Here is a 23275-nt window from a genome sequence, read left to right as displayed (position 1 = left end):
ATCGTCCGGGCGAAGGCCGGAAACGCCAGTACGAACTCACTGCTCCACGAGCTGAAACCATTCCGCCGCGCTCCGAAAGGCGTATTCGCAACCCACGAGGATCTTGTCCGCAATGATCTTGTGGGAGAGTTGCAGTGCAACGATAGTTACGGATGGCCGTACGGGGCGACGAGCTCCTGAAAAGGGTACTTCCTTCAGGTTCAGATCGCGCGCGACCGTAGCAATGGAATCGATCGGGACGACCAGCAGGATTCGTCCGGGGCTGACAGCGACCTGCCTCGAAGCGTACCCGTGCGCGGTGACGGGTTCCTCCAGTTCGTAGATGTCGATCGTCGGTAGCGCATAGCGGGCGACTGGTCTTTCGAAGCCTGTGTGCTCGGCGCCCAGAGTCACAAGTAGCGATCCAACAGCTTCATCAGGCAGTTCGCAAGTCAGTGCTCGCTCGAGCAACGTGCCGTCGGCGGCACTTGTGGCGCTGACCAGGAATAGCAGCGCCAAGGCGACGAAATTTTTCATTTTGCGAAGGACGTGTAGTGAGTGCAAAGGACTGGGCGTGCGACGGACGCACTCGATGTGCCGGTTCGATCTCGGTCCGAGCGTCGCTGCGGAGCTTGCTGGTGTCGCCGCAACCGTGGGGCAAGAGTCATGCATATGGAATCGATCTTGTGGTGCCGCGTCTGCTATCAGTTCATCCGCTCATCGATGTGGTCTCGGATGGCCGGCGGCGAAGGCGAACATGGCCAGATGCTCATTTGACGCCAGGCCGAGCAGGGACAAGACTTGCCTGTCCAGGAAGGAGCCGAGCGCAACCGCGGCCAGTTCTCGCTCGGCGGCCGCCAGCGACAGCGCAGCGAGATAAGTGCCGGCTTCCATGAGCATGAAGCGGCCCCCGCGCTCGCCGTACTTGGCGGTCATTGGCCCACGTTTGGCCACCGCGAAGAACACGGCCGATGGCGCGGTATCCCAGGATGTTCCGAGCACGCTTTGCAGCGCGCTCCAGGACGGACAAGCGCCGATGGGCGACAACCCATGCGTTCCGGGGTCGTACCAGCAAATCTGTCCGGCGAACTCGGAGGCGTCCTCCACGCCAAGCAAGGCCGCATAGATCCACAGCGGATATTTCCCGCCGCCGGAGGGCAAGGGGCGCGTTCCGTCACGGCGCATGGCGAAGGGCGCAAGCAAGTGCGCCAGGTCGTCCTTGCTCAATGCGGCGGCGGAAAATTCCCGGCCGCTGCGCCGTCGCGCAAGGGCTTCCGTCAGCGAAGAGCGGACGGAGGGCAGTCGGTGTTCCGCCCTGGCATAGACCGGCTCGGGGGCTTCATACGGTAGCGCGGCGTCCGCGGCGATGCGCTCGCGCAGCAAGCGGGCCCGTGTCCCGTTCAGTTCACTGTTGATCCAGAACGTTTCGAACAGCGGGCTGGCGTCGTCGATGGTCATGAACGAATTACCCTAGGGGATGCGGCAAGGGGTTGGGAAAGGCGGTGAAGCGGGGGGCATTGCCGTAACGCCAGCGGACGTCCTTGCAGCGGCCACCGAGGAAGGGCGCGCGCTCGTCGGCGTGCAGTCCGGTCAGTTGCGGTGAAAGCACGCGGATGACGTGCAAGCCGGCCGCGGCGACATCGCGCGTGGTGAGCTCGCGGTAATACAGGTCGACACCGCTGTTTGCCAGTTGATGGACCAGTTGATCGAGCTGATCGATCGCAGCAGCAGGAGCCGGGGCGAACCGCTCGACCGGAACGAATGGTTCTCGATGGGCGATTAGCGCGGTTCTGGACCAGAGATCGGGGCGCAGGGTGTAAAAGACCGCGTGCTCATCGAAGCGGCGCAACTGCGCGGCATGACGCGGCAGCTCCGCATCCCGGGTGCGCTTGAGGAAGCCGGCGAAGGTCAGTGCCTGCCCCCATTCGAGCCAGGCCTTCTGCAGCGCTTCGTCGCGTGTCGCCCGGCAAGCAATTCCCAGGCAATGGCGCGGCTCGCCGCGCCGGGGAATGCCACCCGCCACGGCCACGACCGGATGCGGATTCCACTCCTGGGTCATGTCGAAGGCGTAGGCTTCGCCGCCCCGCGCCTGCACCTGCTCGCGCCACGCGGCGGGTAGGGGAATCTCCCGGCCACCCAGGCCGTTCAGCCATGTTGTCGCAAGCGCATCCCGCTCGAGCAGTTCTTCGGTGGCGCGCAGCATGGCCATCCATGGCCCGCCCTCCACCGGGCGAAAAGCTGCGAGGCCGCTCGATGTCGACGGCAGGCGCGCCGTGCCCGTGCGCGGCCCGAGTCCCACCCACTCTTGCGGCACCCAACGCGAACGGTTGTCGAGCAAGCTGAAGACCTCGGCGAAGAGATCCTCGGCCTGTGCCTGCGTGGCCCAGGGGAAGTCGGGCCGGCCGAGCTGCTCGTCCGCAAAGCAGGCGAAACTGCCCTCGTCGAGCCGTTCAGTGGCGGGAATCTCCGAGCGCGGAAGCGTCCTGGCCGCCACGAAGGCTGCGGCATAACGCTCCAGGCCCTCGGCGATTGCACCGATCAAGGCCGACTCACGGGTCACCCCGACCGCACCGGAGACCGTTTGCCACGGGTTGCTCGGGTCTTCGGGCACCGCCACGTTGAACAGGCCCGGCAAGTCGCAGGCCTCCGCCGCGACGAACTGCGGTTCGAGCAGCAGTCCGCAGCGCAGCGATGCAGCGCTGGTGAGCATGTGCTGAAAAAGTGAAGTCCGCGTAGCCCCTTGTTCGGCCGCGCGGAACCTTGCTTCGGCCGGAATCTCAACCCCCTACCAAAGGGAGATCTCGATCGCCGCGCAAATGGCAATCGTGAGCACGGCCGCAATGGCGCTGACAATGCCCTTCCCGGAGGGAAGGCCTGCCGATTCGTAGGCGAGGGCGAATATTCCGACAAAGGTGCCCATGGCCATGATCGCCCCGAGCGCGAAACCGCCGACTGACGCAAACATCGCGCCGACGACTGTGGCGATAAGGATCGAGAACAGTCCGGAAAGCATTCGTCCGGCGTCGCCGGCAGGGGCGGCGCCGGAGTCGGGCGGCGCCATGCCGCCGGAAATGGGGGCCGTCGCGGCCGCGGTCTTCCTGAGTCCGGAAAAGTGGATGGCGGTAAGGATGCTCGCCCCGGCAGCGGTGACGACACAGCAGGAGCAGGTCGTCGTCGTCGAGCCGCCGCCTGCCGCACTGTGCACTTGGCTGGCCGTGGATTTGAATTGGTTGGGAAGACGGTACATCGTTTGCCTCGGTTCGGATCAGTGCGCTGCGTCGGCCCCGAGCCAGGGCAGGGGCAATGGTCGTGCGTCGGTGTTTTCCGAACCACATGTCGGGCAGTCCGGAAGCTGAAACAGGCGGCTGCTCTGGCTACGCAGGGTGCCCAGATCGAGACTGGTCACGCGTTCGACGAAAGCCAGTGGCGCGCGGGGTGAGGCATCCTCGGCGAGCATTGCACGGCGCAGGACGGCAACGGCAACGTCGATTTCCTCGTTGACCGCCGGGCGTCGCGGCAAGGGCGGATCTCCCCAGCGATGGGCGATGCGATTGGCGAAGCAGCCGAGACATGCGGTTTCGCCGGGTACGACAAACGGGCCGATGCTCAGCGTGTGGTGATAGGCCAGATCGACAAACAGGTGCGGCACTTGCGGCGCCAGGTTGCGATATGCCGAAAGGGTTTCCTGCCATCCCGCATCGGTGCGCACCAGCAGGAGGATATCCGTGGCGTCGGATGGGGTTTCGGTGAGGAGCCAGGGGGGTGTTTCTTCGGTCGCGCTGCCGCTCGCCAGCTTCGCCGTCAGTGCCGGGAGTGGATGGCCCAACCAGGCGATGCCGACTCGTTGCGGCGCGAGCTGGGCGCGGGCAGGAAGGATGGCCTTGAGCTGAAGGAGCTGGCGGACAACCCCGGCGCATGCCGGATCCGCAGCGATCTCCGCCAAGTTATCCGACAGATACGCCTGGTGAATGCGCCGGACAAGCGCAGGGTCGACGACGTCGTCGATCAGGTAAGTTTCGTCTCCACCCGCCGAAAGGACCAACAAATTCTTTTCGAGAAACAGGGTCCAGTTGGGGTTGGCAATCATGCGATCCATATATCATTCCAGGTCAAACGCATTTGGCATTCGACGGGCGCGAGTATATCGACAAATGGAACGTAATGACATCGGACTGGCGCAGCAGGACGTGCCGTGGAGGGCTGCGTTGGTCGCGCTGGCCGTTCTCGGGTCGATTTTTCTGGTCGGCTACCGGTGGACCAACGCAATGGCACAGGGAAATGCGCTTCCCTGGCGGGCCGAGACATGGTTCGACCGCAACGTTCCGTTTTTGCCCTGGACCTTGCTTCCCTACCTGAGCATCAACGTGATCTACCCCTTGTCGTTCTTTCTCTGTGCGAACCGTATCGAGTTGGCGCAGTTCTGCAAACGTCTGCTTGCCGCGCAATTCACCTGCTTCGCCTGCTTTTGGCTCTTTCCATTGCACAACGAAAGAGTCTTCCCTCCTGTCGGCGGATTCCTCGGGGTGCTCTGGAAGGAACTCCAGGCCTTCGACATGGCAGGCAACCTCGCGCCGTCACTCCATGCGGCAACGCTGCTCATTCTGTGGGATCTGCTGTGCAAGAATTCGATCGTAGCCATTCCCCGCTGGCTCCTGCATGCGTGGTTCCTGCTTATTGCCGTGTCGACCCAGACCACTTGGCAACACTACCTTTTCGACCTCATTACCGGACTCGGATTGGGCTTGGGGTGCGTGCTGCTGTTCCCTTCGGTGCCGAGGCGCCAGGCATGAGCTGGCTGCGAGTTCCGTTGGTCAGTCGTGGCCGCCGAATGATCACAGGTGTGTGGCTGAGTATCTGCCTCCGAAATGTCTCGGGCGCCTCGGCAGGGCGAGAGTGATTACGGGACCTCTTTCGTCAGCATGCCCAATACCTTGAAGGTCACTTGCGGAAACCACACCGCCTTCCACCGTACCACTTTGTCCTCAGCGCTCAGCGTGCGCGGCGAAACCGGCGTCGCTGCGCCGAAATCCCGCGTGGCCTCGAGGGCGAGGTGGTTGATCGTCGCCCAGGTATGCCCGGATTCCGCGTACGCCACCGCGACGAGCACGCCGCAGGCCTTGCAGAACAGGAATTCCGCCAATCCGTTCCCCTGCCGGTAGCGCCCGAGAGCAGCCAGGTCGCGAACCTCGATGTGCAGGCGCCCGGCAGGGTCCGAAACGTAAGCCGCGCCGTGCTTGCGGCAGTAGTCGCAGTCACAGGCGCGTGGGGAGTAACTCGCCGCCGGGCGCGGCAGCTCGACGTCGACGCGGAGATTGCCGCAATGGCAGCCGCCGTGCAGGGTGCCATGCGTCATGGCGCGAGTCCTCCGGAAAAGAAAACGGGCGCCCGGTATTGCGCCGGCCGCCCGTTGTGTCGCATCGCGACGTGGTCGATCAGGCCGCTTCGCCGAGATAGGCGGCGCGCACCTTGGGGTTGGTCAGCAGTTCCGTGCCGGTGCCGGTCAGCGTGATCCTGCCCGATTCCATCACGTAGGCGCGCTGCGAGAACTCCAGCGCGAGGTTTGCGTTCTGCTCGACGAGCAGGATCGTCACCCCTTCCTTGGCGACCGACTGCACGACCTCGAAGATCTTCTCCACCACCAGCGGCGCGAGGCCCATCGACGGTTCGTCGAGCAGCAGCAGTTTCGGGCGCGACAGCAGCGCGCGGCCGATCGCGACCATCTGCTGCTCGCCGCCCGACAGCGTGCCGGCCACCTGGGCGAGGCGTTCCTTCACGCGCGGCAGCATCGTGTACACGCGTTCCAGGTCCTGTTCGATGACGGCCTTGTCGTTGCGCGTGTAGGCGCCCATGCGCAGGTTCTCCTCGACCGTCAGGCGCGTGAAGATGCCGCGCCCTTCCGGCACCAGCGCGATGCCGCGGCGCAGGCGCTTGTGCGCGGGCAGCACGTGCACCTTGTCGCCCTCGTAGAGGATCTCGCCGCCGGCGATCTTGAGGCTGCCGGCGATGGCGTTCAGCGTCGTCGTCTTGCCGGCGCCGTTGGCACCGATCAGGCTCACGAGCTCGCCGCGGTACAGTTCGAGGTCGATGCCCTTCACGGCCTTGATGCCGCCGTAGGCGACCTGCATGCCGGAGAGCTGGAGCAGGGGAGAGGTGGGATTAGTGTGCATGCTTGTGGCCTCCGCCAAGGTAGGCGCCGATCACGGCCTCGTTCTTCTGCACCTCGGCCGGGACGTCCTCGGCGATCTTGCGACCGAAATCGAGCACGGCGACGCGGTCGCACAGGCCCATCACGAGCTTCACGTCGTGCTCGATCAGCAGCACGGTGATGCCGTCGCCGCGGATCTGCTCGATCAGGTTCTTCAGCTGCACCGTCTCGGTGGCGTTCATGCCCGCGGCCGGTTCGTCGAGGGCGAGGAGCTGCGGTTCCGTCGCCAGCGCGCGGGCGATCTCGAGACGGCGCTGGTCACCGTAGGAGAGGTTCTTTGCCGTCGCGGTGGCGAAGCGCTCGATACCGACGTACTTGAGCAGTTCGTAGGCGCGCTCGGTGGTCAGTCGCTCTTCCTCGACGGTATGCCTGTTCTGCGTGAGGATGCCCCACACGCTGGCATTGGTGCGGATGTGATGGCCCGCCATCACGTTCTCGAGCGCGGAGAGCTCGCGGAACAGGCGGATGTTCTGGAAGGTCCGCGCGATACCCTGCGCGACCACCAGATGCGGTTTGCCCGAAGGCAGTACCGCGCCGTTGAATACGAACTCGCCGCCGTCGGGCGTGTAGGCGCCCGTCAGCACGTTGAAGAAGGTCGTCTTGCCGGCGCCGTTGGGGCCGATCAGGCCGTACACCTCGCCCTTGCGGATCGTCAGCGAGACGTCGGAGAGCGCCTGCAGGCCGCCGAAGCGCTTGCCGATGTTGCGGGCTTCGAGCAGGGTGATCATTCGGTCACCCCCTTGGCCTTCAGGTAGCGGATGTGGGAGTACTTGGCGTTGGCTGGGATCAGGCCGGACGGGCGGAGCAGCATCATCAGGATCATCGCGAGCGACAGCAGCAGCATGCGCAGCACTTCGGGGTCGAGCAGCACGTGGCCGAACAGGGCCTGCTGCACCGGCACCGCGAGGTGGCGGAGGATTTCGGGCAGGGCGGACAGGATGATCGCGCCGACGATCGCGCCGGCAACGTTGCCCATGCCGCCGAACACGACCATCGTCAGCACCGCGATCGACTCCATCAGCGAGAACGACTCGGGCGACACGAAGCCCTGGAAGGTGCCGAACAGCACGCCGGACACGCCGCCGAAGGTCGCGCCGAGCGAGAACGCCAGCAGCTTCATGTTGCGCGTGTTGATGCCGATCGCCTTGGCGGCGAGCTCGTCGTCGCGCATCGCGGCCCAGGCGCGGCCGACGCGCGAGATCTGCAGGCGCGAGATGAAGATGATCGAGCCGACCACGCACGCGAGGAAGAAGTAGTAGTAGAGGAACAGCGAGTTGACCGCGAGCTCTTCGGTGATCTGGATGTTGCGCGACAGATCCCAGCCGAACAGCGCGATCGGGTCGAGTGCGTTGATCCCCTGCGGCCCGTTGGTGATGTTGATCGGGTAGTTCAGGTTGTTCATGAAGATGCGCACGATCTCGCCGAAGCCCAGCGTCACGATCGCGAGGTAATCCCCCCGCAATCGCAAGACCGGGAAGCCGAGCATGATGCCCGCGGTCGCGGCGAAGCACGCCGCGAGCGGCAGTACGATCCAGATCGGCAGGTGCACGTCGAAGTGCGGCGACGCGAGGAAGGCTGCGGTGTAGGCGCCCACCGCGTAGAACGCGATGTAGCCGAGGTCGAGCAGGCCGGCGAAGCCGACGACGAGGTTCAGGCCCAGCGCCAGCAGGATGTAGAGCAGCGCGAAGTCGAGCACGCGCACCCAGGTGCGGCCGAACATCATCGCGACGAGCGGCGCGCCGATCGCGATCGCGATCACGAGCCAGCGCGCGGCCTGCGGGTTGCGTTTGCCCAGCCAGGGAACGGCCAGTGCGAGTTCGTTCATGTTCTTGTCACTCCCGCGTTATGCCCGGTCGGACACGCGTTCACCCAGCAGGCCGGTAGGCTTGAAGATGAGTACGAGGCCGAGGATGATGAAGGCGAAGATGTCCTGGTAGGACGAATTGAGGAAGCCGAAGGTCGCCTGCTCGATGTAGCCGGCGCCGAAGGATTCGACGAGGCCGAGCACGATGCCGCCGAGCATCGCTCCTCCGAGGTTGCCGATGCCCCCGAGCACCGCCGCGGTGAAGGCCTTCAGGCCGGGCATGAAACCCATGCCGTAGTGCGCGATGCCGTAGTTGCTTGCGAACATCACGCCAGCGACCGCGGCGAGCGCGGCGCCGAGGACGAAGGTCAGCGCGATGATCATGTTGGTGTCGACCCCCATCAGCGCCGCGACACGATGGTTCTCGGCGGTCGCGCGCATCGCGCGGCCGAGCTTGGTCTTGGTCACGAGCAGGACCAGGCCGGCCATCATGAGCGCGGAGACGATGATGATCGTGATCTGGATAGGCGTGATGAACACGCCCTCGATCGGCTGGATCGGGGTCGTCGAGATCAGCTGCGGGAAGGTGTGGTAGTTGCGGCCCCAGATGATCATCGCCAGGGTCTGCAACAGGAAGGACACGCCGATCGCGGTGATCAGCGGTGCGAGCCGCGGCGCGTTGCGCAGCGGCCGGTAGGCGAGGCGCTCCATCGTGAAGGCGAGCAGCATGCACACCGGGACGGCGACGAGCAGCGACAGGGTCAGCATCGCGATCGGCGACATGCCGGGGGCGACGCCCATCAGGAACATCATGGTCTGCAAGGCGGTGAGCGCGCCGACCATGACGAGGTCACCGTGGGCGAAGTTGATCAGGCCCAGGATGCCGTAAACCATCGTGTAGCCCAGGGCGACGAGCGCATACACGCTGCCGACGACGAGGCCGTTCACGATCTGTTGAAGAAAGATTTCCATGTTTACCCTCGGAATGTCGGGTGCGGGCCGCACTGGGATGAATGATGCGGGGTGGCCGTCGTGAGGCCGGTCCGCCGTTCGGACGCTGGTTTCGCACGCGCCGTTCGCGCGCGCATGAGGTTCGGCGCGGGTGTGCCGGCCGGACCGCAGAAGAGCTGAAAATACATCGGGTTACATGTCGCGAGAGTCACAAAAAAGGGGGTGCGATCGTGCTGCGTGATCGCAACCCCCGCTTCAGGTCATCCAGACTGGCGGGCCGGAATGACCGTCGGAATTACATCGCCGACCAGGTGCCGGCCTTGAACTGGTACATCGTGATGGCGCCGTCCTTGATGTCGCCCAGATCGTCGAAGGCCACCGTGCCGGTCACGCCGGGGAAGTTGCTCTTCTTCAGTTCGGGCAGGTACTTGGCGGGTTCGACCGAATTGGCCGTCTGCATCGCCTTGATCATCGCCGTTGCCGCGTCATAGGCATAGGGCGAATAGATCTGCACGTCGGCGTTGAAGCGCGCCTTGTAGCGCTTGAGGAACTCGGCTCCGCCCGGCATCTTCTCGAGCGGCAGGCCCGCCATCGAGCAGTAGGCGTTGGCGCCGATCGAATCGCCGGCGAGCTTGATCATCTCCGGGCTGCAGCCGCCGTCGCCGGTGACGAACTTGGCTTCGACGCCGAGCTGCTTCAACTGGCGCAGCATCGGGCCGCCCTGGGCGTCCATGCCGCCGAAGAAGATCACGTCGGGCTTGGCGCCGCGGATCTTGGTGAGGATCGCGTTGAAGTCGGTCGCCTTGTCGGTCGTGAATTCGCGCGCGACGATCTTGCCGCCGCCCGCCTTCACCGCCTTCTCGGTCTCGTCGGCGAGACCCTGGCCGTAGGCCGTGCGGTCGTCGATGATCGCGACGGTCTTCGCGGCGAGCGGACCGACGATGAACTTGCCGAGCACGCCGCCCTGCTGGACGTCGTTGGCGATCGTGCGGAACACCGCCTTGTAGCCCTGGCGCGTGAGCGTCGGGTTGGTCGCCGAGGGCGAGATCATCGGCACGCCGGCCTGGTTGTAGATGCGCGACGCGGGGATCGTGGTGCCCGAGTTCAGGTGGCCGACGACGCCCTTCACGCCGGCATCGACGAGGCGTTGGGCGACCGTGGTGCCGGTGCGCGGGTCGGCCTGGTCGTCCTCGCCCATCAGTTCGAACTTCACCTTCTTGCCGCCGATGGTGACACCTTTGGCATTGGCGTCCTCGACGGCGAGGCGCGCGCCGTTCTCGTTGTCCTTGCCGAGGTGGGAGATGGTGCCGGTCAGGGGGGCGACGCTGCCCAGCTTGACGACCATTTCCTGCGCCTGAGCGACCGACAGGCCGATACCCAGGATCGCGAGTGCGACGACGGTTTGCTTCATGTTGCTCCTCCAGCGAGATCGATTCGTGAGATTGAAGGCCTGAACGACACTTCTGGCCTTCGTGAGCGCCGAAGGGCCGTCAGGGTGCTGCACGTGATAGCGCTTTTCTGTTCGCTCCCGACTATCACCGCTGCGTCGCAGCGGTCCCGGGGGGCTGAAAAGTCCGCGTATTCTGCCCAAAAACGGCCCGTGATGCGCAAATTGCAACAGTCATGTGCCGGAATGTGCCTTCTGCAGCGCAGCATGGCGTGGCAGGGATCGACCGCTGACGATGACATTGGCGTATGTGCGAAGAATTGATCGTCGGCTGGTGCGGGTTTCGAACGGAACGGCCATGTGTTTGCACGCATGGTGCAACGCACAAGTCATGCCAGATTGTGGAAAACCCTAATGCCGGCTGCTTGCTCGGGGCGGCAGTGGGCCAGGGGCCGGGCCGCGGCCGCCCGACGGCAAAAGGAAGGGGCGCCGCAGCGCCCCGATCCGGTTCATTCTTGCCGCCCGCCGCACGGCCGTGGTGCGCGGCAGGCGCTTCGCGCCGTCAGTTGAGCGCTTCCCACTTGCCGCCCTGGAAGCGGTACAGCGTCACGCCGCCGTCACGAATGTCGCCGTTCTTGTCGAAGGCGATCTTGCCGGTCACTCCGGACACGTCGAGCTTCTGCAGCGCCGGCAGGTACTTGGCCGGTTCGGCCGAACCGGCGGCCTTCATCGCCTCGATCAGCGCCATCGCGGCGTCGTAGCTGTACGGGGCATAGAGCTGCACGTCGCCCTTGTACACTTCCTTGAAGCGCTTGTTGAACTGCGCGCCGCCCGGCATCTTGTCCATCGGGATGCCGGCCTGCGTGCAATAGGCGTCGCCGCTCATCGCGTCGCCCGCGAGCTTGATCATCTCGCCGGTGCACGCGCCGTCGCCGCCGAGGAATTTCGCGCCGAGGCCGAGCTGCTTCATCTGGCGCAGCATCGGCGCGGCCTGCGCGTCCATGCCGCCGAAGAACACGGCGTCGGGCTGCTTGGCCTTGATCTTGGTGAGGATCGCGGTGAAATCGGTGGCCTTGTCGTTCGTGAATTCGCGGCCGACGACCTGCACGCCTTCCTTCTTCAGGCTCTCGGCGAACGCGTCGGCGAGGCCCTGGCCGTAGGCGGTGCGGTCGTCGATGATCGCGACCTTCTTCGCGCCCAGCTTGTTCGCGTACTTGGCCATCGCCGCGCCCTGCTGCAGGTCGTTGGCGATGACGCGGAAGGTGACCTTGTAGCCCTGCTGCGTGAGCTTCGGGTTCGTCGACGACGGCGTGATGACCGGCACGCCGGCCTGCTCGTAGATGCGCGAGGCGGGAATCGAAGCGCCCGAGGTCACGTGGCCGACCACGCCCTTGACGCCGCTGTCGGTCAGGCGCTGCGCGACGGTCGTCGCGGTGCGCGGGTCGGCCTGGTCGTCCTCGCTGACGAGTTCGAACTTGACCTTCTGGCCGCCGATCGTGATGCCTTTGGCGTTGGCGTCCTCGATCGCGAGGCGCACGCCGTTTTCTCCATCCTTGCCGATATGGGCGATCGGGCCGGTGAGCGGGCCGGCGTGGCCGATCTTGATGACGGTCTGCGCGTGGGCGGCCGACAGGCCGGCCGCGGCGAGTGCGAGGGCGATCAGGGTCTTCTTCATGAACCGTTCTCCGAAGCGTTGTATGCGGACAGGGGCCGGTTCGCGATTGTGCCGCGCCCCGGTATGGTGCGATTCTAGCCCACGGCCGGCGGTGCCGACATAATGCGGTGCGCTTGGCGCGCCCGCGGCCCCTTGTGAGGAGAATCGCCCTGATGAAACGCTTTTTCACCCTGCTGTGCAGCCTGCTCGCGGCGCTCGGGCTGGTTGCCTGCGATCACTTCAACCTGAAGGAGCTGGAGCCGGGGGTGTCGACGGCCGCCGACGTGCGCCAGCGCTTCGGTCCGCCGCAGATGGAATGGCACAACGATGACGGCTCGGTGACGTGGGAATATTCGCGCCAGCCCATGGGCACGGAGTGCTTCATGATGACGATCGGCAGCGACGACGTGCTGCGCAAGGTCGAGCAGGTGCTGAACGAAAACAACTTCGGGCGCATCCAAAGAGGCATGACCGGCGACGAAGTGCGGCGCATCCTCGGCGCGCCGGGCACGCGCGAGCGCTTCGGGCTCGCGAAGGAAACGGTGTGGGGCTGGCGCGTCGGCAAGGAGGCTTCGGGCGATCCGGTGTTCTTCCTGGTGCATTTCAACGACGACGCGCGTGTCGCGCGCACCAGCCGCTTCGTCGAACAGCGCGGCTGACGAAAGGACGGTAAGGCAAGGAGGGGGAGGAAAGTGAGGCATGCAGCTGCAATCGCGCAATGGGGGCGTATCGCCGCGCTGCTCGCAGCCGCGACGATCGCCGGCAGCTGCGCGACGATGCCCGGCTCCCGCCCGCTTGCGACCGAGGCCGACGCCATTGCGGCGCATGGCCGGCCGGTGCGCTACTGGCAGAACGAAGACGGCACGCGCACCCTGGAATATTCGAACCAGCCCTTCGGCCACGTTACGCTGATGGTGACCGTCGCTGCGTCGGGGGCGGTGCTGCGGCAGCAGAACGCGCTGGCCTTCGAGAACCTCACCCGCGTCGAGCGCGGCATGACGCGCGAGCAGGTGTCGCGCCTGCTCGGCACGCATCGCTCGGTGGAATTCTTCCGCCTGAGCGGCGAGGAAGTGTGGGACTGGAACATCGAGAACGACGGCCCGGGCATCTACACCTATTTCAACGTGCACTTCATCGACGGCAGGGTCGTACGCACGAGCCGCACCTACATCTTCCCGCACGACGGTCCTGAGATGGGCGGCCGCAGCGGTTTCCCGATGTTCCCGTCCGCGCCGCTCCATCCCCTGCGCCCGCGCCACTTGACGGCCGCATCCTGACCGCGGCGGGCGCGCGCCAGTCCGAGCGGCCGCGGCGGCTTCTGCCGTTATACTGTTGCAATACATTGTCAGAAGCTGGCGCGATGACCCACGCAATGAGCCATTTTCTCGCCGACGACGGCGAACACATCCACGTGAAGATCGAGGGCGAGGGCCCGCCGCTGGTGCTGCTGCACGGCTGGACCGCCAGCCATCGCGACTGGAGCCCCTTCATCGAGGCCTTCGCCGCGCGCCACCGCGTGTATCGCTGGGATGCGCGCGGGCACGGCGGCCATGCGCTGCATACGGACACCCCGCCGAGCGCGGCGCGCATGGCGCGCGACCTCGAGCAGATGCTCGAGCACTGGAACCTGCGCGACGCGATCGTCATCGGCCATTCGATGGGCGCGCTGACGCTGTGGCAATACATCCGCGACTTCGGCTGCGGTCGCCTGCGCAAGCTCGTGATCATCGACCAGTCGCCGCGCATCCTCACCGACGAGCACTGGCGCTGGGGCATCTACGGCGACTTCGACGCCGCGCGCAACGCCGCCTTCGTGCGTTCGCTGCAGGATGACTTCGCCGAAGGCGTGCTGCGCCTGGTCGGCCACAGCCTCAACGAACGCGCGCGGCGCAAGTACCGCGAGAACGGCGAGGGCATGGAACTCGCGCGCCAGCGCCTGCGCGAGATGACGCCGCAGCCGCTGATCGACTGCTGGTCCAGCCTCGCCGCGGCCGACTACCGCGACGTGCTGGAGAAGATCGACGTCCCCGCGCTGCTGGTCTATGCCGGCGCGAGCAACTTCTACCACACGCGCACCGCCCACTACGTGCGCGACAACATCCCCAACGCGCTGCTACACATCTACGACGACGTCGACCACGCGCCGCACCTGTGGCAGCGCGAGCGCTTCGCGCGCGACGTGCTCGACTTCATCGACGCCGCGGACTGAGCGCGCGGCGGCGGCCGGGAGCCTAACCGGGCGAACAGAACCACAGCTTGTTGCCCTCGCTGTCGAGGAAGGCGCCGACGTAGTAGCTGCCGTCGTAGAGCTCGACCGCATCCGAAATCTTCACGTCGAGGCCGCGCAGGGTGGTTTCCAGCGCGCGCGCGTCCGCGCATTCCAGCGTGATGCGCGGGTTCGGCTCCGCGGTCGGCGTGCCGTACCAGTCGTCCTTCAGCATCAGCACCGTACCGCCGAGTTCGAAACCGACCTGCCGGCCGCCTTCGCTGGCCGGGGCGAGGCCCAGCGTTTCGCCGTAGAACCTGTTCGCGCGCGCGACGTCACGCACCGCGAGCGCGACGACCTTCACGCATTTCAATCCGGGTTGGGGGGTGTTCATGTCGATCTGCCGTCGAAAGCGGAATCCGTCGGCATGGGCCGGCTTCTGCGTCCGGCAAAGGGGGCGGACCCCGGAGGAGGAAGGCCGCCGTGCCTTACGGCGCGGCGGGGCCGTCGCGGCCGCGGGGGTAAGGGGCGACCGTTCATGCTTCACGCTAGCACGTGCAGGGCGAAACGCCAGGCGCACAGAGCGTTCCGGTGCCGCAGTGGCCGCTGTGTTATCGACCCGGAGACGAAATACCGTTCGGGCTGAGCCTGTCGAAGCCCTGCCCGAGCCCTTCGACAAGCTCGGGGCGAACGGAGGTATTTGATTGGCACCTCGTTAGTCCAAACCAGTGAGCATGTCAATCGAGTCATTCGTCTAGTCGGCCCCTCCATCGTCTGGATGTTTTCCCCCGGCCGGGGCGCGTAGCCTGCGGCAGTGCATAGGGCAGCACCCGCGCCGCGGCCGATGCAGCGGGCCCCGGCTCCAGCGTTCGACAACCGGAGGAAAACCGACATGTCACACCGCACCCTGCGCGTCCTCTTCGGACTCGCACTCAGCGCCGCAGCCGCCGGCGCGCTCGCCGGCAGCGGGACCGATCCCGCCGACTACAACCCCTTCTACGCGCCCGCCTACCAGATTCCGGACCCCGCACTGATGAGCACGTCGGCGGCGCGCGGCAAGGACATCTTCCGCTCGACGTACCGCTATCTCGGCGCCGAAAGCGGCAACGTCGCGGCCAACGGCAAGCCCTATGTCGGCAACAAGCTCGCCTGCGGCAATTGCCACATGGACGAAGGCACGCGCCCGTATGCGGTGCCGCTCGTCGTCGCCGCGATCGAGTACGCGGACCCGAAGTTCAGCGCGCGCGAGAACGTCGCACGCGATCTGCCGATCCGCATCAACGGCTGCTTCGAGCGTTCGCTCGCGGGCGAAATGATCCCGACCGACAGCCAGTGGATGAAGGACCTCATCGCCTACGTCGACTTCCTGTCGACCGGCCTGCAGCCCGGCTACACCTGGCAGCAGGTGCCCGGCCAGGAAACCCGCAAGCCGGCGGCCCTGGCGCGCGCCGCCAGTCCGACGCGCGGCGCCAATATCTACAACGACCGCTGCCGCAGCTGTCACCAGGAGGACGGCTCGGGCGTGTGGCGCGACGACGAGCAGCGCTTCCGCTATCCCGCGCTGTGGGGAGCGAACAGCCACGGCCTGATGGCCGGCATGGGGCGGCTCCAGACCGCGGCGGCGTTCGTCTACAGCAACATGCCGCACGACAAGGTGAACGCGGTGGACCCGAACACGCTGATGGCCGCCGAGGACGCGTGGGACGTCACCGCCTACCTGCTGTCGAAGCCGCGCCCCTTCAATCCGCGCCACATCACCGAGGACTGGGCCGGCGTGGGGCCCGACGGCGTGCCGAACGCGCTCAAGCGCGCGGTCGACGCCAGCTACGACTACACCATGCCGCGCAAGGACGCGGCCGGCGCATGGTCGATCGATCCGGCCAATCCGCCCGCCTTCCCGCGCAGCCAGCACATCTACGGTCCGTTCCAGCCGATCACGGACGCCCTCAACCAGGCGCGCCAGTCGCTCGGATACTGATCGGACTGTTCCGCAGGCGTTTCGCAGAGGTCCGGCGTGCCGGGCCTCTTTGCATTTTGCGCGCCGGGTAGATCCTTTCGCGGGGAGCCGGGAAGGGTGCATTTCGTACCCTGAATGCGTATCCTGTGAACCTCCCGGGCACGCTTTTCCCCAATCTTTCGCATTGTTACAATTCTTTTCGGGGATTTGCCGCCCTCCGGTATCATTTGTGCCGAATCCGTTCGGGCATGCGCGGGGAATTTCACCCGGGTCCGTGCCGCCCGGTTAATCCGCTGCTATCCCGGCTGGACATCCGCGTATGACTTACGACATATTCAGCGCCCGCGTGGGCCATCGCGGGAACGCCCGGCGGGCCGCGGCAGGCTTCACGCTGATCGAGCTCCTGATCGCCGTCGCGATCGTCGCGATCCTCGCTGCGATCGCCATCCCGTCCTATACCGGGTATGTCCAGCGCAGCCGCATCTCCGAGGCGATCAACGAGCTGGCGACGCTGCGCATGCGCCTCGAGCAGTACTACCAGGACAACCGCAACTACGGTTCCACGGGCTCGGCCTGCGGTGTCGCGGCGCCGTCCTCGGACGCCTTCGACATCACCTGCAACAACGGCGGCGGCAGCAACCAGACCTTCCTCGCGACGGCGACCGGCAAGGCGTCGCGCAACATGGCGGGCTTCACCTTCACGATCAACCACGACAACCTGCGGCAAACGACGGCCTTCCCCGGTGCGAGCTCCCTCCCGCGCGACTGCTGGCTGCTCCGCGCGGGGGATTCGTGCTGAGTCGGCCGCGAAGCGCGGGGCGGCAAGCGGGATTCACGATCGTCGAGGCGCTCGTCGCCATCGGCGTGCTCGCGATACTGGCGTCGCTTGCGGCGCCGAGCTTCGAGACGACGCTCGTGACTTTCCGCGTCCGGGTTGCCGCAGAAGGGCTCGTCTCCGGGCTGCAGCTCGCGCGTGCCGAGGCCTTGCGCCGCAACCAGCCGGTGCGCTTCACCCTGACCGATGGTCGCGGCAACTGGTCGGTGGCGACCGTGAGTCCCGTCAGCACGATCCAGGAGGCCAAGGGAACTTCCGCTGCCGGCGTGACGATCGCGGCGAATGCGTCGCAGACCAACGTCGTCTTCCTGCCTACCGGCCTCGTGGACACCGCCGCGCCGCGCATCGAGGACATCAACCTCACGACGCGCGTGCCGGGCGTGAATAGCCTGCGCGTCCAGGTGCATGGGGGCGGACTGGTGCAGATGTGCGATCCTGCCGCGACGGGGAGCGATTCGAGAAAATGCTGAAGGGCGCAAGTCGGCTCGGCGCGCGCAGCGCGCGCGGTTTCAGCCTGATCGAGGGCCTGGTCGCCCTGCTCGTGTTCTCGGTGGGGGCGCTCGGCCTGATCGAGATGCAGGTGCGCGCCGTCCAGTTGAGCACCGAAGCGCATGACCGCGCGAATGCGTCCCTGCTCGTTAATCGCCTGTTTGCCGAGGTTGCCCTGAAGGACACCGCCGACACGCCGGACCCGTCCGAAAAATATCTGCTGACGCGCACCGCCTGCACGGACGGCATCTCGACCTCGCATCCGGCCTATACCTGGACGCGGCAGGTGTGCGCGGAATTCGACGATGCGAGCATCATCATCGAACGTCCCGCCGGCGTGTCGGCCTATTCGCTGATGGTGACCCTGGAGTGGGCGGGGCGCTACAAGAACAAGGACGGCAGCGTCGTGACGCGCGACCCGCGTCGTCATCAGGTCACGAACCGCTTCCATTGGCAGTGATCATGCAGCGTACTCCGCGTGTAAGCCGATCCCCCGTCCCCCGCGCCAGTCGCGGGATTTCGCTGGTCGAACTCATGATCGGGCTCGTCGTCGGGCTGATCATCACGCTCGCGATCACCTCGTCCGTCTCGACCATAGGCAAGCAATTCCGCATCACCGGGGCAGGGCACTCCGCGGCGGAGGGAGCGCAGGTCGCGGTCGCCCTGATCGATCGCGACCTGCGCGGTGCGGGGGCTGCCCTGTTCAACGGGTCATTCGCGAGCCTGTGCCCCGGCTACAACATGTACGACAAGGGCGTGGTCACCGCCGACAACAGCAATCTGTACAGTCTCCATTATCCCGTGCGGATCGAATCGGGTGCATCGACTGCCGTGTCGGACATGGTCGAGATCATGGTGGGGGCGCCGGACTTCTATTCCGGCGAGATCCTCCCGATCGTCAAGGAGATGCCCAGCTCGTCCGACATCATGAAGATCAGCGACACGAACCTGGCGTCCGAGGACCAGATCCACGTCGGCGACACGGTGCTGGTGGTCCAGGCACCGCCGAATGAAACGAAAGCGCCGTGCACCCGCTTCAAGGTCACCAAGGTCTCCGGGCAGACGCAAAGCGATCAGTGCACGAATTTCAAAGCGGGCTGCAACGTTCACTTCGGCAGCACCTCCGGCGACGTGGTGAACGATTTCAATCCGACGAATCCGAATACGACCTACACCAAGCCGGTGTCCTACAGTGCGGGCTCGCTCGTCTTCAAGATGCCGCCCGGCTGGGTGAAGCCCGAGTTCGAGTACGTCCAGTATGCCGTCGCATGCGGCGCGCTGCTGCGCTACGATCCCAAGAAGGTCGATCCCGTCGTGCTGCGCACGACGTGCCCAGCCTCCTACAAGAACTACGCGATGGCCGCCGACATCGTGATGCTGAAGGCCCAGTACGGCATCTCGACCGATGGCAGCGACCAGATCGCCACGTGGGAGAATGCGCCCACTGCCGCGCAGTACACTGCCTTCAGCACGGCACAGCGCGACGACTACCACAAGAAGCTGCAGCGCGTGAAGGCCGTACGCCTGGCCATGGTCGCGCGCAGCCGCGAACCCGACACCGGCAAGGTCACCGCCCAGGCGCCCGGCGTATTCGACGATACGCTCACGCTGGATTTGAGCGGCGTAGCGGTGCCGGCCGGCAAGACATGGCAGAACTATCGCTACCGGACGCATGAAACGGTCGTTCCCCTGAGGAATCCGCTATGGAACCGATGAGCGAATGCGCCTTTTCCGCTGGCCCGGGCGGACGTCGCGCCGAGGCGGGCGTGGTCCTCCTCATCGCGATGATCATCCTCGTGCTGATGAGTCTCGCCGCCGCCTCGGTGATCCGCTCGACCGATACCGGTACTCTCGTCGCCGGCAACCTCGCGTTCCGTCAGGCGACCATGTACGCCGGGGATATCGCGATCAACCGTGCGGTCGAGGAACTGCAGTCGGGCGCCTACACCGCGCGCACGTACTATCGCAGCGCCTTCTACTTCAAGGATGCCGCAGGGAAGCCGAACTTCAAGGACGCCGGCCGGATCGCCTCCGACGCGATCTGGGAGTCGACGGACGTGCCCTGCATCGACGAAAACGGCCGTGCGACGAACTGTGCGGCCGATTCGGGCAATTACCGCATCCAGTACGTCATCGAGCGTCAGTGCAAATCCGATCCGGTGCTGACCGACGGCGAGGACATCCGCAGCAAGTGCACCGTCGACCCCGAAACGGTCGCGCTGGCCGCAGCCGACGCCTTCGCGAAGAAGAGCGGCAGCACCGTGCCGCCCATCGAAGCAGGCACCCTCGACGTCTATTACCGCGTCATCATCCGCGCGCGCGGCCCGCGCGGCGGCGTGAATTTCTACGAAGCGATGCTCGCCGCCAAGGCCCAGCCGGGCGCGTGAGCGGGCGCCGTCGCTCCTGGAGCAGAGTCATGCACAAGCCGATTCGACGAATCGCCACGCTGTCGTCGTATTGCCTCGCCCTGCTGGTCGCCTGCATCGCCCCGTCGCCGGCGGCGCAGACGGACCTGGCCGACTTTCCGATGGTCGTCGGCAACAATGCGCCGCCGAACTACATGTTCGTGCTCGACAATTCGAGCTCGATGAAGAACATCGTGCCGGAGTCGCCCTATTCGGCCGCTTCGGGCGCGTACTCGTGCCCCGCCGACAAGCAGATCGACGGCGCCAATCCCGTGGACCTCGTGGTAGTCAATGGCGAGCCGCGCGTGCGCCTGGGAAACGCAGTCGGTAGTGGCAAGAGCGCAATCAGCTGCACCGATGCGTCTCCGTGCACCGTCGGAACCGCGTCGGGGCAGGTTTGTTTTGCCGACGCCACGACCTATGCGAACGTGCGCCTGCTGGTCGCGCCCGAAGGAATGACCTACGCGCCCGGACGCTACTCCGGACATTATCTCAACTGGTATTTCCGCGACGGCATCCTGACCGGCTGGGCCGGGCGGAAACCGAATGCGAGGACGCGTCTCGACGTCGCGAAGGCGGCACTCAAGAACGCCGTCGCGGCGATCCCGGCGATCCCGGCGGCGTCGACGGGGGGCGGCGTCAGGGCAGGCCTCGTCACCTACAACGGCGGCGATGGCGGGCGGCTGGTACGGGCCGTCGAGGCGCTGAACATTACCGCGTTCAATACGAGCGTCGACGGAATCAACGCCGCCGCCAGTGCCGACGCGGCGCCCTTGTCCGAGACGCTCGCCGACATCGGCCAGTATTTCAGCCTGGGCTATACGGGCGCGCTGAGCCTGCGCTCGGGCGGTACGGCAACCCTCGGCGAATTCTTCCGCCAGGGCACTTCCACTCCGCATCGCCTCCTCGATCTGGGTACCGCGACGGCGCCGGTGCAGACCGGCTACTGGTGCCAGCGCAGCCACGCCTTCCTGATGACCGACGGCCTTTCATCCGAGGATCAGGCGCTGTCGTCCAACACCTACCTGTGCGATTACGATGCGGACAGTGGCGGGGCGGGCAAGTGCGGCAACGGTTTCGACATGAAGTCGAACAGCGGGACGCCGCATGCGGGCCACCTCGCGCCGAACGGCGAAACGCACCTGTACGGCACGAACGGCAGCGACTTTCTCGACGACGTCGCCCAGGCCCTGTACGAGACGGACCTGCGCCCGGATGTCGTCCACCCCAGGGGCGAGAAGAAATCCAACAACGTCCGCACCTATACGATCGCGTTCGGCGATGTATTCACGGATCCGCTGAGGGATCCGCGCAAGGACTCGCTGCTGGTCGAAGCCGCTGCGCAGGGCGGCGGCGTGTCGGGCAAGGCGGGGAGCCAGTCCGAGCTCGCCGGGGCCTTTACCCGTGCCGTCAATACCGCCTCGCAGCAGGACAGCGCCGCGGCAGCCGTCGCCGTGACCAGCCAGCGCATCGCCGCGAACACCATCGGCTACGAGTCGGTGTACCAGTCCGGTTACTGGACCGGCGACCTCATCGCGCACTCGCTGGATCTGTCCACCGGCCTGCCGATCGGCGACGCGTTGTGGTCGGCGCAGAAGAAGCTCGACGGACTCGCCAGCCCTGCGAGCAGCCGCAAGGTCGTTTCGCTGAAGGGGTCGAGCGGTGCGGCATTCACCGCAGGCAATTTCGCCGATTCGGCGACCGGACTGACGGCAACGGTGATCGACTTCCTCCGCGGCGATCGCAGCCGGGAAGGTGTGGAACCCAATCCCTTCCGGATTCGCCAGCACCTGCTCGGCGACATCATCAACGCCGAGCCGGTGTACGGCAGCTTCGCCAGCGGGCCGGTGGTCTTCCAGGCAGCCAACGACGGGATGCTCCACGCGTTCGGCGGTGGTGACGACCTGAACAACGACGGCGGCGACGAGTTGTGGGCCTACGTGCCGAAGATGCTGCACGGGGAGCTGTCGCGCCTGACCGATCCGAACTACGCGCACCGCTATTTCATCGACGCGACGCCGGCGCTCGCCCAGGTCAGCACCGCGAGCTTCACCGGGACGCTCCTGGTCGGCGGGCTGGGCAAGGGCGGCAACGGCTACTACGCGCTTAATGTCACCAATCCCCGCCCGGCCACGCAGGATGCCGCGGCGGCGATGGTGAAATGGGAGACGGTTCCATCGACGACCGGCAGCGGCTTCAGCTTCGGCACGCCGCTGATCGTGCGCACGCCCAACGACGGCTGGCTGGTGCTCGTCACGTCGGGCTACAACAACGCCGACGGCAAGGGCTACGTGTGGGCGCTCGATCCCGCCGACGGGCGGATCGTGAAGACGATTTCCACCGGCGTCGGCTCGAGCACGTCGCCGGCAGGGCTTACCCACCTTTCGCGCCTGAGCATCGCTGCGGCGGACGATGTCGCGTACTACCTGTATGGCGGCGACCTGCAGGGCAATGTCTGGCGCTTCGATCTCGCCAACTGGACGGCGGTGAAGATCGCGGAACTGAGCGACGGCGCGGGCGCGCCGCAGCCCGTCACGAGTGCGCCGGCGGTGGGGCAGGTCGCGGGCGATGCGAACAAGTTCCTCGTGTATGTCGGCACCGGCCAGTATCTCGGGGAAACCGATATCCCGGGGACGGGCCAGAATGCGCATGCGACGCAGACGCAGACGATGTACGGCATCATCGACGACGTCAGCGCGCTTGCCCCTTCGATGCCGAACATCCGCGGCAGCAATGGCAGCAGTTGTCCGACGGGGGGCGGTAACGGCGCCTTCGTGTGCCAGGGCACCGCCAGCCTGCAGGCGACCACCGTGACGCTGACGACGAACCCGCTGCAGGCGGGCGTGCATCGCGGCTGGTACTGGGACATCCCCATGCAGTACGGACGCGTGAACACCAATCCGGCGCTGGATGCCTCGGGTGTCCTGATATTCACCGTGAATGTCCCGACGCGCGAAATCTGCGGCAAGGGCGGCTCGAGCTGGCTGATGATGATCGATGCGGGCACGGGGGGGGCCATCGCCAAGAGTTCGACCTCGACCGAGGTCTACGCCAGCGGGCGATTTCTCGGTGACGTGCTGAGCAGCCGAGCGGTAATCGTCGTGACTTCGAAGGGAAAGTTCGTGCTGACGCGTAACACAGCGGCCAAGACCGATTCGAATGCCGTTCCACCCAGGCCAGGTGGTGCTGGCTCGAAGGGCGCACGCGTGATCTACTGGCGGACGCTGATGTAACAAGTTTCCGGCTTTCCGCCGGCTTGGCACCGGCGGGAATTTTCCATAGAATCACCCGCTTGCCGAGGAGCGCTGCGACCCGATGAATTGCGGGCCAGGCTCGGCAACCGAACAACGGCGCTCGCAAACCACCACCGGGGTTTGCCGCGCCGTTTGCTTTTGTGCGCTCC

At 65.9% G+C, this 23275-nt stretch carries 24 protein-coding genes and 1 riboswitch; of the genes, 11 read left to right on the top strand and 13 right to left on the bottom strand.

Features of this window, described 5'->3' with window-relative positions; all coding sequences use genetic code 11:
- Positions 1–36: 36 nt before the first annotated feature.
- The 5 genes from BW991_RS01380 to BW991_RS01360 all read right to left on the bottom strand — a co-directional run bounded on the left by BW991_RS01380 (position 37) and on the right by BW991_RS01360 (position 4075).
- Complete coding sequence (locus BW991_RS01380; protein WP_076600303.1) at positions 37–516, bottom strand: hypothetical protein; 480 nt, start codon at positions 514–516, stop codon at positions 37–39.
- A gap of 180 nt (positions 517–696) precedes the next feature.
- Entirely contained in the window at positions 697–1437 is a 741-nt protein-coding gene (locus BW991_RS01375; protein WP_076600302.1) for a nitroreductase family protein, read from the bottom strand.
- Between the two features lie 7 nt (positions 1438–1444).
- Positions 1445–2689, bottom strand: a complete 1245-nt coding sequence (locus tag BW991_RS01370) for a YcaO-like family protein (RefSeq protein ID WP_076600301.1) — start codon at positions 2687–2689, stop codon at positions 1445–1447.
- A 75-nt stretch (positions 2690–2764) separates the two neighbouring features.
- Positions 2765–3226, bottom strand: a complete 462-nt coding sequence (locus tag BW991_RS01365; RefSeq protein WP_076600300.1) for a hypothetical protein — start codon at positions 3224–3226, stop codon at positions 2765–2767.
- Between the two features lie 18 nt (positions 3227–3244).
- Positions 3245–4075: a TOMM precursor leader peptide-binding protein gene (locus tag BW991_RS01360; protein ID WP_076600299.1), complete on the bottom strand. Its 831-nt coding sequence runs from the start codon at positions 4073–4075 to the stop codon at positions 3245–3247.
- Between the two features lie 55 nt (positions 4076–4130).
- Here BW991_RS01360 and BW991_RS01355 point away from each other — a divergent pair, with 55 nt between their 5' ends.
- Positions 4131–4769 carry a phosphatase PAP2 family protein gene (locus tag BW991_RS01355; protein ID WP_076600298.1) on the top strand — a complete coding sequence of 213 codons (639 nt, stop codon included), beginning with the start codon at positions 4131–4133 and terminating at the stop codon, positions 4767–4769.
- 107 nt (positions 4770–4876) lie between these two features.
- On the opposite strand, the gene BW991_RS01350 is transcribed toward BW991_RS01355, so the two are convergent.
- The 7 genes from BW991_RS01350 to BW991_RS01320 all read right to left on the bottom strand — a co-directional run bounded on the left by BW991_RS01350 (position 4877) and on the right by BW991_RS01320 (position 12001).
- Positions 4877–5332, bottom strand: a complete 456-nt coding sequence (locus BW991_RS01350) for a GFA family protein (RefSeq protein WP_076600297.1) — start codon at positions 5330–5332, stop codon at positions 4877–4879.
- Positions 5333–5411: 79 nt separating this feature from the next.
- The gene (locus BW991_RS01345) at positions 5412–6146 is read right to left on the bottom strand and encodes an ABC transporter ATP-binding protein (RefSeq protein ID WP_076600296.1); all 735 of its coding nucleotides are present in this window, start codon (positions 6144–6146) and stop codon (positions 5412–5414) included.
- Positions 6136–6912 (bottom strand): ABC transporter ATP-binding protein, encoded by a 777-nt coding sequence (locus tag BW991_RS01340; RefSeq protein WP_076600295.1) that lies wholly within the window; start codon positions 6910–6912, stop codon positions 6136–6138. Before BW991_RS01340 ends, BW991_RS01345 begins: the two co-directional genes overlap by 11 nt.
- A complete protein-coding gene (locus BW991_RS01335; RefSeq protein ID WP_076600294.1) occupies positions 6909–8009 on the bottom strand; it encodes an ABC transporter permease subunit in 1101 nt (366 codons plus the stop codon). The genes BW991_RS01340 and BW991_RS01335 overlap by 4 nt, the downstream gene beginning before the upstream one ends.
- Before the next feature lie 18 nt (positions 8010–8027).
- Entirely contained in the window at positions 8028–8960 is a 933-nt protein-coding gene (locus BW991_RS01330; RefSeq protein WP_076600293.1) for a branched-chain amino acid ABC transporter permease, read from the bottom strand.
- A gap of 274 nt (positions 8961–9234) precedes the next feature.
- Complete coding sequence (locus tag BW991_RS01325) at positions 9235–10350, bottom strand: branched-chain amino acid ABC transporter substrate-binding protein (protein WP_076600292.1); 1116 nt, start codon at positions 10348–10350, stop codon at positions 9235–9237.
- Between the two features lie 538 nt (positions 10351–10888).
- Positions 10889–12001, bottom strand: a complete 1113-nt coding sequence (locus tag BW991_RS01320) for a branched-chain amino acid ABC transporter substrate-binding protein (RefSeq protein ID WP_076600291.1) — start codon at positions 11999–12001, stop codon at positions 10889–10891.
- A 152-nt stretch (positions 12002–12153) separates the two neighbouring features.
- Here BW991_RS01320 and BW991_RS01315 point away from each other — a divergent pair, with 152 nt between their 5' ends.
- From BW991_RS01315 to BW991_RS01305, 3 genes are all read left to right on the top strand, one after another.
- Positions 12154–12639, top strand: a complete 486-nt coding sequence (locus BW991_RS01315; RefSeq protein ID WP_076600290.1) for a hypothetical protein — start codon at positions 12154–12156, stop codon at positions 12637–12639.
- Positions 12640–12756: 117 nt separating this feature from the next.
- Positions 12757–13257, top strand: coding sequence for a hypothetical protein (locus tag BW991_RS01310; RefSeq protein WP_076600527.1), 501 nt, complete (start codon positions 12757–12759; stop codon positions 13255–13257).
- A gap of 83 nt (positions 13258–13340) precedes the next feature.
- Positions 13341–14189 carry an alpha/beta fold hydrolase gene (locus BW991_RS01305; RefSeq protein ID WP_084204915.1) on the top strand — a complete coding sequence of 283 codons (849 nt, stop codon included), beginning with the start codon at positions 13341–13343 and terminating at the stop codon, positions 14187–14189.
- A 22-nt stretch (positions 14190–14211) separates the two neighbouring features.
- On the opposite strand, the gene BW991_RS01300 is transcribed toward BW991_RS01305, so the two are convergent.
- The gene (locus BW991_RS01300; RefSeq protein ID WP_076600288.1) at positions 14212–14580 is read right to left on the bottom strand and encodes a VOC family protein; all 369 of its coding nucleotides are present in this window, start codon (positions 14578–14580) and stop codon (positions 14212–14214) included.
- Between the two features lie 498 nt (positions 14581–15078).
- On the opposite strand from BW991_RS01300, the gene BW991_RS01295 reads away from it, so the two are divergent.
- The 7 genes from BW991_RS01295 (at position 15079) to BW991_RS01265 (ending at position 23105) form a co-directional block, all read left to right on the top strand.
- Entirely contained in the window at positions 15079–16164 is a 1086-nt protein-coding gene (locus BW991_RS01295) for a c-type cytochrome (RefSeq protein ID WP_076600287.1), read from the top strand.
- Between the two features lie 298 nt (positions 16165–16462).
- Complete coding sequence (locus tag BW991_RS01290; RefSeq protein ID WP_076600286.1) at positions 16463–16942, top strand: type IV pilin protein; 480 nt, start codon at positions 16463–16465, stop codon at positions 16940–16942.
- Positions 16936–17448 carry a GspH/FimT family pseudopilin gene (locus tag BW991_RS01285; RefSeq protein ID WP_076600285.1) on the top strand — a complete coding sequence of 171 codons (513 nt, stop codon included), beginning with the start codon at positions 16936–16938 and terminating at the stop codon, positions 17446–17448. Before BW991_RS01290 ends, BW991_RS01285 begins: the two co-directional genes overlap by 7 nt.
- Entirely contained in the window at positions 17442–17927 is a 486-nt protein-coding gene (locus tag BW991_RS01280) for a type IV pilus modification PilV family protein (protein WP_076600284.1), read from the top strand. Before BW991_RS01285 ends, BW991_RS01280 begins: the two co-directional genes overlap by 7 nt.
- Before the next feature lie 2 nt (positions 17928–17929).
- Positions 17930–19183, top strand: coding sequence for a PilW family protein (locus BW991_RS01275; RefSeq protein WP_084204913.1), 1254 nt, complete (start codon positions 17930–17932; stop codon positions 19181–19183).
- Positions 19171–19854 carry a pilus assembly PilX family protein gene (locus BW991_RS01270; protein ID WP_076600282.1) on the top strand — a complete coding sequence of 228 codons (684 nt, stop codon included), beginning with the start codon at positions 19171–19173 and terminating at the stop codon, positions 19852–19854. Before BW991_RS01275 ends, BW991_RS01270 begins: the two co-directional genes overlap by 13 nt.
- Before the next feature lie 29 nt (positions 19855–19883).
- Complete coding sequence (locus tag BW991_RS01265) at positions 19884–23105, top strand: pilus assembly protein (protein ID WP_076600281.1); 3222 nt, start codon at positions 19884–19886, stop codon at positions 23103–23105.
- A gap of 58 nt (positions 23106–23163) precedes the next feature.
- A riboswitch (S-adenosyl-L-homocysteine riboswitch) is annotated at positions 23164–23235 on the top strand.
- Positions 23236–23275: the final 40 nt, after the last annotated feature.

It is taken from the genome of Aromatoleum tolulyticum (assembly GCF_900156155.1).
Classification (GTDB): Bacteria; Pseudomonadota; Gammaproteobacteria; order Burkholderiales; family Rhodocyclaceae; genus Aromatoleum; species Aromatoleum tolulyticum.
This window is presented reverse-complemented; position numbering and strand designations above follow the sequence as displayed.